The 9561-nt window shown below is 71.2% G+C and carries 10 protein-coding genes and 1 pseudogene; 6 read left to right on the top strand and 5 right to left on the bottom strand.

Annotated features, from left to right (window positions below; translation table 11 throughout):
- From G3I41_RS05410 to G3I41_RS05395, 4 genes and pseudogenes are all read right to left on the bottom strand, one after another.
- Window positions 1–267, bottom strand: a pseudogene (locus tag G3I41_RS05410) (ATP-binding protein); the annotation flags it as partial.
- 246 nt (window positions 268–513) lie between these two features.
- Window positions 514–837, bottom strand: a complete 324-nt coding sequence (locus G3I41_RS05405) for an STAS domain-containing protein (protein WP_018102617.1) — start codon at window positions 835–837, stop codon at window positions 514–516.
- Window positions 838–1075: 238 nt separating this feature from the next.
- Entirely contained in the window at window positions 1076–1924 is an 849-nt protein-coding gene (locus G3I41_RS05400) for a 3-hydroxyacyl-CoA dehydrogenase family protein (RefSeq protein WP_164399159.1), read from the bottom strand.
- 132 nt (window positions 1925–2056) lie between these two features.
- Window positions 2057–2698, bottom strand: a complete 642-nt coding sequence (locus G3I41_RS05395) for a TetR/AcrR family transcriptional regulator (protein ID WP_164399158.1) — start codon at window positions 2696–2698, stop codon at window positions 2057–2059.
- An 80-nt stretch (window positions 2699–2778) separates the two neighbouring features.
- Between G3I41_RS05395 and G3I41_RS05390 the strand changes: the two genes are divergently transcribed.
- From G3I41_RS05390 to G3I41_RS05380, 3 genes are read left to right on the top strand one after another with little or no spacing between them, the layout of a single operon-like run.
- Entirely contained in the window at window positions 2779–3558 is a 780-nt protein-coding gene (locus tag G3I41_RS05390; protein WP_164399157.1) for an ATP-binding cassette domain-containing protein, read from the top strand.
- A gap of 15 nt (window positions 3559–3573) precedes the next feature.
- Complete coding sequence (locus G3I41_RS05385; RefSeq protein ID WP_164399156.1) at window positions 3574–4323, top strand: ABC transporter permease; 750 nt, start codon at window positions 3574–3576, stop codon at window positions 4321–4323.
- Between the two features lie 13 nt (window positions 4324–4336).
- Window positions 4337–4909 (top strand): cob(I)yrinic acid a,c-diamide adenosyltransferase, encoded by a 573-nt coding sequence (locus tag G3I41_RS05380; protein WP_164399155.1) that lies wholly within the window; start codon window positions 4337–4339, stop codon window positions 4907–4909.
- A gap of 10 nt (window positions 4910–4919) precedes the next feature.
- Here G3I41_RS05380 and G3I41_RS05375 read toward each other — a convergent pair whose 3' ends face one another.
- Window positions 4920–5474 (bottom strand): hypothetical protein, encoded by a 555-nt coding sequence (locus G3I41_RS05375; protein ID WP_164399154.1) that lies wholly within the window; start codon window positions 5472–5474, stop codon window positions 4920–4922.
- Between the two features lie 94 nt (window positions 5475–5568).
- On the opposite strand from G3I41_RS05375, the gene G3I41_RS05370 reads away from it, so the two are divergent.
- The 3 genes from G3I41_RS05370 to G3I41_RS05360 all read left to right on the top strand — a co-directional run bounded on the left by G3I41_RS05370 (window position 5569) and on the right by G3I41_RS05360 (window position 9466).
- Complete coding sequence (locus G3I41_RS05370) at window positions 5569–6756, top strand: histidine kinase (protein ID WP_164399153.1); 1188 nt, start codon at window positions 5569–5571, stop codon at window positions 6754–6756.
- Window positions 6753–7403 (top strand): response regulator transcription factor, encoded by a 651-nt coding sequence (locus G3I41_RS05365; protein ID WP_164399152.1) that lies wholly within the window; start codon window positions 6753–6755, stop codon window positions 7401–7403. Before G3I41_RS05370 ends, G3I41_RS05365 begins: the two co-directional genes overlap by 4 nt.
- A 179-nt stretch (window positions 7404–7582) precedes the next feature.
- On the top strand, window positions 7583–9466 hold the full coding sequence (locus tag G3I41_RS05360) for a glycoside hydrolase family 18 chitinase (protein WP_164399151.1): 1884 nt from the start codon (window positions 7583–7585) through the stop codon (window positions 9464–9466).
- Window positions 9467–9561 lie beyond the last annotated feature (95 nt).

The following is a 9561-nucleotide window of genomic DNA, read 5'->3' as shown; positions in this document are numbered from 1 at the left end:
CGCGGCGCGGGCGCGGGCGGTGCGCTCCGCGGGGGTGCGGCGGACGGGGGCGGCGGGCCGTTCACCGGGCGGGCACGGCTCGACCTCGCTGCCGTCGACGGGGTTGACGGTGAGCGTCAGGTCGCCGGCGACCAGGGTGACCATCCGGGCCTGCCGCGGTGTTTGCTGACCGAAATCCGGGCTCAGCGGATCGCGCGAAGGGCGGCGCCGGCCGGCCTCCTCGCCGTCGTCGCCGAACTCTTCCGGCCCCCGGTGTATCGGGTCCATCGCCAAAGCCCCCAAGACGCGTCGAGTGCGGTTGTCCCTCCCGGCCTCGCACGTCCAGATGCCGCCCACGGTCCGGTGTCAGCCGGGTCGGGTCCGTCAATCGGCAGACGGCCGAACCCTAAACCTTCGCACAGTATCCACGACCATCCGGGGTGGCGCGCCGCCCCGAGATCACGGTCTCGTGAGGATTGTGTGGCTTCTCGCCGTACGGTCACCGAAGAGGCACGGGGGGTCCCCGTACGCCCCTCAGACGCGGGGCAGGGACTCCGCCGCGATACCGCCCTCGATGGCGAGGATGCGGTGCAGCCGGGTGGCCACCAGCAGGCGTTGCATCTGCGGAGGCACGCCGCGCAGCACGAGGCGCCGTCCGGCGCGCCCGGCCCTGCGGTGTGCGCCCATGATGACGCCGAGCCCGGTGGCGTCCCACGAATCCAGCTCGGTCAGATCGAGCACCAGATCGCCGACACCGTCGTCCAGGGCCGAGTGCAGGACCGTACGGGCGTCCGCCGCGCTGCGGACGTCGAGGCGGCCCCCGACGACCAGCTCGGCGTGGTCGCCCCTGATGTGCATATGCGCTCCCCTGGAATGCTCCGTGGCCCGGTCCGTCTGTCCGAAACTGTCTCTGCCCCAACTGACTGCGGCAGCGACAGGGTAGTTGCCGTCTGTAAGCGAACCGATACCGAATTCACTCCGCAGAGTGATGCGGGACGGCCGCGAACGCTGGTGGATCCGATGGGTCCGGACGGCGTTCCCCCGAACGGCACCCGGTCTGGCTGACAGCGGATCAGCCGGACCGGACCGAAAATGATCAGTAGGTGTAGAAGCCCTGCCCGCTCTTGCGCCCGATGTCACCTGCATCGACCATCCGGCGCATCAGCTCCGGGGCGGCGAACTTCTCGTCCTGCGACTCGGTGTAGATGTTGCTCGTGGCGTGCAGCAGGATGTCGACGCCGGTGAGGTCCGCGGTCGCGAGCGGCCCCATCGCGTGGCCGAAACCGAGCTTGCACGCGATGTCGATGTCCTCGGCCGTGGCGACGCCCGACTCGTACAGCTTGGCGGCCTCGACCACGAGCGCCGAGATCAGCCGGGTGGTGACGAAGCCGGCCACGTCGCGGTTGACGACGATGCAGGTCTTGCCGACGGACTCGGCGAACTCCCGCGCCGCGGCGAGGGTTTCGTCGCTGGTCTTGTAGCCGCGTACGAGCTCGCAGAGCTGCATCATCGGAACCGGCGAGAAGAAGTGGACGCCGACCACGCGCTCCGGACGCTCCGTCACGGCCGCGATCTTGGTGATCGGGATGGCGGAGGTGTTGGAGGCGAGCACGGCGTCGTCCCGGACGATCTTGTCGAGCGACCGGAAGATCTCGTGCTTCACCTCCAGCTTCTCGAAGACGGCCTCGACCACGATGTCCGCGTCGGCGACCGCGTCGAGGTCGGTGGCCGTGGTGATCCGGCCGAGCGCGGCCTCGGCGTCGGCGGCGTCCAGCTTGCCCTTGGCGACGAACTTGTCGAAGGAGCCCTTGATGCCGTCGCGGCCTCGGGTCAGCGCCTCGTCGGTGACGTCGCGCAGCACCACGTCCCAGCCGGCCTGGGCGGAGACCTGCGCGATGCCGGACCCCATGAGTCCGGCTCCGATGACGGCGAGCTTCCTGGCCACGTTGGCACCCCTCTGTACATGTCGCTGGTTCTGGTCCATGCCCTCCGGCGGAGGTTAGTACCCGGGGCGGGCGCTGGGGCCGCGAAGAGATGCGCGTCACGTCTCAAATGACGGACATCACACCGGGGGGCGTCATTCGGCGGCGCGGCGGGCGTAGTTGAGCACCCTTTCGCCCAGCAGGTCCTCGATGTCGTCCAGCAGGACGAGCGCGTCCCGGGACACCTCGGCGGGCTTGCCGCCGGCCACCATCGCCTGCCCGATGTACCCCATGAGGGTGCCGTGGACCCAGGAGAGCTGACCGGCCACCAGGACCGGCGTCCGGTCCCCCGCCCCGGCCCCGCTCACCTCCAGGAGGGTGGCCTCCAGGTGCTGCGCGGCCTCCTGCTGGATGTGCCAGAGGCGGGCCTTGAGGCTGTCGGCCTCCTCGATGACCCGCATGAAGCGGGCGTACCCCTCCATCAGACCGACGGTGGGCGACACGCTCTCGACCTGGACGCGCAGCTCCCGCAGCACGGCGTCGGCGGCGGACTCGCCCTTGTCGCGGCCCCTGACGTACCGCGAGAGGCGCTCGACGACCCCCGCGCTCCGGTCCAGGAACAGGTCCTCCTTGGCCGGGAAGTAGTTGTACACGGTGTTGACCGAGACGTCGGCGGCATGGGCGATCTCGGCGATCGTCACCGCGTCGAAGCCCCGCTCCAGGAACAGGCCGGTGGCCACGTCCGAGAGGTGCTGCCTGGTCTGCCGCTTCTTGCGCTCCCTGAGTCCCTCAGCCATGGGTCCATCGTAGATCGCATGGGGTTCCTTTAAATTTGGGGTCATTGCATTTTTTCAGTGACTCTGTTTTCGTGGGGCGCATGACCATCATCAGTACGTCCGGGCTCGCCCGGACCTTCACGGGCACGTCGGGCCCCGTCGAGGCCGTCCGCTGCCTCGACCTGACCGTCGCGGCCGGCGACATCGTGGGTCTGCTCGGCCCCAACGGCGCGGGCAAGACGACCACCCTGCGCATGCTCACCACCCTGCTCGCCCCCACCGGAGGCGCGGCCACCGTCGCCGGCCGCGACCTGGTCGCGGACCCGGCGGGTGTACGCGCGCGGTGCGGTTACGTCGCCCAGTCGGGCGGGGTCGACCCGCACACCACCGTGCGGGAGGAGCTGGTCACCCAGGGCCGGATGTACCGGCTCGGCAAGGCGGCGGCGGTCGCCCGGGCCGCCGAACTCGCCGGGGAACTGGGCCTGTCGGACCTGCTCGACCGGCGGACCGCGACCCTCTCCGGCGGCCAGCGCCGACGCCTGGACATCGCCATGGGGCTCGCCCACCGTCCGGCCGTGCTCTTCCTGGACGAGCCGACCACCGGGCTCGACCCGGGCAGCCGCGCCGACCTCTGGGACCTGGTGCGCCGCCTGCGCGACGCGCACGGCACCACCGTCGTGCTCACCACGCACTACCTGGACGAGGCGGACGCGCTGGCCGACCGGCTCGTCGTCGTCGACGGCGGCCTGGTGGCGGCGGAGGGCACCCCGTCCGCCCTCAAGACCCGGTACGCGGGCTCGCCCGACGCCACGCTCCAGGACGCCTTCCTGGCCGTCACCGGACGCGCCCCCGCCGCCGACACCGCTCCCCTCGCGGTCTGATCCCTCAGGAACGCCATGCTGCTGCACGACACCGCGCTGATCTTCGGGCGGTACGCCCGCCAGACCCTGCGCTCCAGGTTCCAGATCCTCTTCGGCATCCTGATGCCCCTGCTCTACCTGCTCTTCTTCGGCCCGCTGCTCACCGGGCTGCCGCTCGGCGGGGACACCGACTCCTGGCAGATCCTGGTCCCCGGACTGCTGCTCCAGCTCGGCCTGTTCGGCGCCTCGTTCGCCGGGTTCGGCCTCATCATCGACAAGTCGACCGGGGTGGTCGAACGGATGCGGGTAACCCCGGTGAGCCGGGCGGCGCTGCTGCTGGGGCGGGTGCTGCGGGACGCGTTGCTGTTCGTGTTCCAGGCGGTGCTGCTGGTGCTCGTCGCCGTGCTGATGGGGCTGCGGGCGCCGCTGGCCGGGGTGCTGATCGGCTTCGCCTTCGTCGGCCTGCTGACCGTCTCGCTGGCCTCGCTCTCGTACGCGCTCGCGATGCGGGTCTCGACGCCGCAGGAGTTCGGCCCCGTCATCAACGCGCTCACCATGCCGGCCATGCTGCTGTCCGGCCTGATGCTGCCGATGACGCTCGGCCCGACGTGGCTGGACGTCCTCTCGCACTTCACGCCGTTCCGCTACCTGGTGGACGCGGTGCGGGACGCGTACGCGGGCTCGTACGCCACCGGGCACATGCTGTACGGGGTGCTGGTCGCCCTCGGCTTCGCGGCGCTGGCCGTGACGGTGGGCACACGTGTCTTCCGGAAGGCAGGGGCGTAACTAGGCTGGCCGCATGGTCAATCTGACGCGCATCTACACCCGTACCGGCGACACCGGCACCACCGCCCTCGGCGACATGAGCCGCACCGCCAAGACCGATCTGCGGATCTCCGCCTACGCCGACGCCAACGAGGCCAACGCGGTCATCGGCACCGCGATCGCCCTCGGGCGGCTGGAAGCGGACGTCGTGAAGGTCCTCGTCCGCGTCCAGAACGACCTCTTCGACGTGGGCGCGGACCTGTCCACGCCGGTGGTCGAGGATCCCACGTACCCGCCGCTGCGGGTGGAGCAGTCGTACGTCGACAAGCTGGAGGCCGACTGCGACCACTACCTGGAGCAGGTGGAGAAGCTCCGCAGCTTCATCCTTCCGGGCGGTACGCCGGGCGCCGCGCTGCTCCACCAGGCGTGCACGGTGGTCCGGCGTGCCGAGCGGTCCACCTGGGCCGCGATGGAGGTGCACGGCGAGGTGATGAACGCGCTGACGGCGACCTACCTCAACCGCCTCTCGGACCTGCTGTTCATCCTGGCCCGGGTGGCGAACAAGGAGGTCGGCGACGTGCTGTGGGTGCCGGGCGGCGAGCGCTGAGCAAGGCGGCTCAGCGTGCGGCCGGGTCCTCGCGGGGCTCCTGCTTCGGGAACAGCGTGTAGCTCGCCGCGATCACCAGGTTGATCCCGATCACCAGCAGCATCGTCCGCTGCCAGGACCGCAGCGAGCTCACGTCCCCGTCTCCCCCGACGTACCAGGCCGCCGCCTGGAGCAGGACCAGGGCCGTCGCCGCGGCGGCACACCAGCGGGCGGCGGTCCGCCACTCGTGCACCGCCCGCGCCTTCCCGTACTTGGGCGGCTTCACCGGCGGCGGGCCACCGGCGAAGCGGTGGGCGACGTGGGCGTCGGCCCACGTGATGGTGGAGTGCCCGAGGCCGACCGTGAAGCCGATGTACACCGCGGCGAGCCCGTGCTTCCAGTCCGGCTCGGCACCGTTCTTCAGGTCCACGGCGGTCACCGCGAGCAGGACGAGCTCCAGCACCGGCTCGCACAGCAGCACCGCGGCGCCCAGGCGGGGCTTGCGCGCCCCGTAGCGCAGCGCGAGCCCGGCGGCCAGCAGCACCCAGAAGGCGATCTCGCAGGCGACGATCAACGTGACGATCACGGGTACGCTCCTTTTCGCTCCCTTCCAGCCTGGCCGCCGCGCGAGCCCGGAGCGTCGGCCCAGGTGACGAGACCCGACTGCATACTTCGATGTAGTGCCGACTCCCTCCCCACCCCGCCCGCACCGCGACGACGTGCTCATCGCGGCCCTCGGGCTGCTCGGCGGACTGGTGCTGTGGCTGCTCGGCCTCTCCATGCGGACCGGTGACGTCCTCGGGGACACCCGCCTGCCGCTCGTCCCGCTCGTCGTGATGTCCGCGGCGGAACTGCTGCGCAGGACCTCGCCGCGCACCGCCCTGTCCATCGGCACCGTCGCGCTCGTAGCGGAGCAGTGCACCCGCGGCAATCTGGCCACGGTGGCGATGTACACCGACGTCATGTACGCGGCGGTGCTGTACGGGAGCCCGGCGGCCGCCCGCCGCATCCCGGTGGTCACCTTCCTGGTCTCCCTCGTCGTCACCATCGGCTCGCTCGCGTGGTTCCGCAGCCCCGAGGCCCTGCTCATCGGCATCGTCACCGCCCTCGTCGTCTTCGTGCCCGCCCTCACCGGGGTCAGCGTCCGCAACCACCGGGACGCCGCCGAGGCGGCCCGGCTGCGCGCCGACCAGACCGCCCTCCTCGCCGAGATGGACCGGACCCAGGCGGTCACCGCCGAGCGGGCCCGGATGGCGCGCGAGCTGCACGACCTGGTCGCCAACCACCTGTCCGCGATCGCGATCCACTCCACCGCCGCGCTCTCCCTCGGCGACCCGGAGACCTCCCGCACCGCCCTCGGGGTGATCCGGGAGAACAGCGTCGAGGGTCTGGCCGAAATGCGCCGCCTGATCGGGCTCCTGCGCACCGGGGCGGCCGACCCCGAGCCGAGCAGTTCCCCGACGCTCGGCTCGCTGGACGCGCTGGTCGAGCAGCACCGGACCGCCGCCGCGGCCGGCGGGCTGACCTGCGTCCTGGAGGACACCAGGACGGGCTCCGAGCCCCTGCCGGCGCCCGTCGAGCTGGCCGCGTACCGCATCGTGCAGGAGTCCCTCACCAACGCGCTCAAGCACGCGGCGCCGGGCCGGGTCGCGGTGCGGCTCGGGCAGGCGGGGCGGCGGCTGACGGTGGAGGTGGACAGCGTGCTCGGCGACCGGCCGGGGCCACGCGCGCCGGGGTCGGGGGCCGGCCTGGTGGGGATGCGGGAACGCGTGGCGCTGCTCGGCGGGGAGTTCGCGGCGGGGCCGGTGGACGGGATGTGGCGGGTGCGGGCGGAGCTGCCCGCGGAGGAAGGCGAGGTGGGGTCATGACGATCCGGGTGCTGGTCGCGGAGGACCAGACGGCGGTACGAGCGGGGCTGGTGCTCATCCTGGGCAGCGCGCCGGACATCGAGGTCGTCGGGGAGGCCGGGGACGGCGAGGAGGCGGTGCGGCTGGCCCGGGAGCTGCGGCCGGACCTGGTGCTGATGGACGTGCAGATGCCGCGCCTGGACGGGGTGTCGGCCACCCGGCAGGTGACCGGCGAGGGACTGGCGGACGTGCTGGTGCTGACGACGTTCGACCTGGACGCGTACGTGTTCGGGGCGCTGCGGGCGGGGGCCTCGGGGTTCCTGCTGAAGGACACCGAGGCGGCGGGGCTGCTCGACGCGGTGCGCACGGTGGCGCGCGGCGAGGGGCTGATCGCGCCGGCCGTGACGCGGCGGCTGATCGCGGAGTTCGCGGGGGCCGGCCCCGGACCGGCGGCGGACGCTCCGGACGCCTCGGTGCTGGAGGCGCTGACCCGGCGGGAGCGCGAGGTGCTCGGGTGCCTCGGCGCGGGGTTGTCGAACGCGGAGATCGCCGACCGGCTCTCCATGGCCGAGGCGACGGCGAAGACGCACGTCAGCCGGTTGCTGGGCAAGCTGGGGCTGCGCAGCCGGGTCCAGGCGGCGGTGCTGGCACAGGAGTTGGGAGTCTGAGGTTCATTCGGCGGGCGGCCACGATCTTTGGTCTGGACCTCTTGACGATTGGTCCAGACCTTCCTAATCTCACCGAACACACTGCGGTGAGCCTGCCATGACAAAAGTGGGCTCAGGGCGGCGCAGGGTTGCAGTTCACGGACCACCCCGTATGTCCGGACCTCACCCGAGGAGCACCGTTGAGCACTGAGACCCCCCGCCGGACCCGATTCAGACTCGGGTCCGGTCGAGCCACCAGAACCAGAGCCGTCGCGGGCCTTTCCGCACTGCTCCTTCCTCTTGCCGCCATGGTCGGCTTGGCCACCCCCGCCGAGGCGGCGACCTCCGCCACGGCCACGTATCTCAAGAAGTCCGACTGGGGTACCGGATTCGAGGGCCAGTGGACGGTGAAGAACACCGGCACCACGTCCCTCAGCTCCTGGACCATCGAGTGGGACTTCCCCAGCGGCACCGGCGTCGGTTCCGCCTGGGACGCCACCGTCACCCACACGGGCAATCACTGGACCGCCAAGAACGTCGGCTGGAACGGCACCATCGCCCCCGGCGCCAGTGTCTCCTTCGGGTTCAACGGCACCGGCTCCGGCAGCGGCGCCGCCACCAACTGCACACTGAACGGCGCCTCCTGCGACGGCGGTCCCACCGTTCCCGGCGACAACGCCCCCTCGGCGCCGGGCACCCCCACCGCGAGCGGCATCACCGACACCTCGGTGAAGCTCAGCTGGACCGCGGCCACCGACGACAAGGGGATCAAGAACTACGACGTCCTGCGGGACGGCGCGGTCGTCGCCACGGTCACCGGCACCACGTACACGAACACCGGACTCACCGCGGGCACGGACTACTCGTACAGCGTGCAGGCGCGGGACACCGCCGGCCAGACCGGCCCGGTCAGCGGCGCGGTGAAGGTCCACACCACCGGCGGCGGTGACGACGGCGGCAACGAGACGGGCGACAAGGTCAACCTCGGCTACTTCGCCGAGTGGGGCGTCTACGGGCGCAACTACCACGTCAAGAACCTGGACACGTCCGGTTCGGCCGCGAAGATCACGCACATCAACTACGCCTTCGGCAACGTCCAGGGCGGCAAGTGCACCATCGGCGACTCCTACGCCGACTACGACAAGGCGTACACCGCCGACCAGTCCGTCGACGGCGTCGCCGACACCTGGGACCAGCCGCTGCGCGGCAGCTTCAACCAGCTGCGCAAGCTGAAGGCGAAGTACCCCCACATCAAGGTGCTGTGGTCCTTCGGCGGCTGGACCTGGTCCGGGGGCTTCGGCCAGGCGGCCCAGAACCCGGCCGCGTTCGCCGACTCCTGCTACAGCCTGGTCGAGGACCCGCGCTGGGCCGATGTCTTCGACGGCATCGACATCGACTGGGAGTACCCCAACGCCTGCGGCCTGACCTGTGACACCAGCGGCCCGGACGCGCTGAAGAAGCTCACCTCGGCGCTGCGCACCAAGTTCGGCAAGGACTACCTGGTCACCGCCGCCATCACGGCCGACGGCTCCCAGGGCGGCAAGATCGACCTGGCGGACTACGCCGGCGCCGCGCAGTCCCTCAACTGGTACAACGTGATGACGTACGACTTCTTCGGCGCCTGGGACGCGAAGGGCCCGACCGCCCCGCACTCCCCGCTGAACTCGTACTCCGGCATCCCGATCGCCGGCTTCAACTCCGCCGACGCCATCGCCAAGCTGAAGACCCAGGGCGTACCCGCGTCCAAGCTGCTGCTCGGCATCGGCTTCTACGGCCGCGGCTGGACCGGCGTCACCCAGGACGCGCCCGGCGGCACCGCCACCGGCGCCGCCCCGGGCACGTACGAGGCGGGCATCGAGGACTACAAGGTCCTCAAGAACACCTGCCCGACGACCGGCACGATCGCCGGCACCGCGTACGCCCACTGCGGCACCAACTGGTGGAGCTACGACACCCCGGCGACCATCAAGTCCAAGATGGCCTGGGCGAAGAACCAGGGCCTGGGAGGCGCGTTCTTCTGGGAGTTCAGCGGGGACACCAGCAACGGTGAACTCGTGAGCGCGATGAACACCGGCCTCAAGTAATCCCGAGGCCCAGCCCCCGAAAACGCCGGGGAGACAGGTCCGCCCCCTGTCTCCCCGGTCTTCGCATGCCCGTCTTCGCATGCCCGCGGCGCCTC

It is taken from the genome of Streptomyces sp. SID9727 (assembly GCF_010550605.1).
Taxonomy (GTDB): Bacteria; Actinomycetota; Actinomycetes; order Streptomycetales; family Streptomycetaceae; genus Streptomyces.
Note: the sequence above shows the minus strand (reverse complement) of the source record. Positions and strands in the feature narration are given on the sequence as shown.

What these genes read in the sequence shown, in the direction of transcription:
- G3I41_RS05405 (WP_018102617.1), bottom strand. Translation starts at nt 837, where the DNA reads ATGCACATCAGGGGCGACCACGCCGAGCTGGTCGTCGGGGGCCGCCTC.
- G3I41_RS05395 (WP_164399158.1), bottom strand. Translation starts at nt 2,698, where the DNA reads ATGGCTGAGGGACTCAGGGAGCGCAAGAAGCGGCAGACCAGGCAGCAC.
- G3I41_RS05390 (WP_164399157.1), top strand. Translation starts at nt 2,779, where the DNA reads ATGACCATCATCAGTACGTCCGGGCTCGCCCGGACCTTCACGGGCACG.
- G3I41_RS05385 (WP_164399156.1), top strand. Translation starts at nt 3,574, where the DNA reads ATGCTGCTGCACGACACCGCGCTGATCTTCGGGCGGTACGCCCGCCAG.
- G3I41_RS05380 (WP_164399155.1), top strand. Translation starts at nt 4,337, where the DNA reads ATGGTCAATCTGACGCGCATCTACACCCGTACCGGCGACACCGGCACC.
- G3I41_RS05365 (WP_164399152.1), top strand. Translation starts at nt 6,753, where the DNA reads ATGACGATCCGGGTGCTGGTCGCGGAGGACCAGACGGCGGTACGAGCG.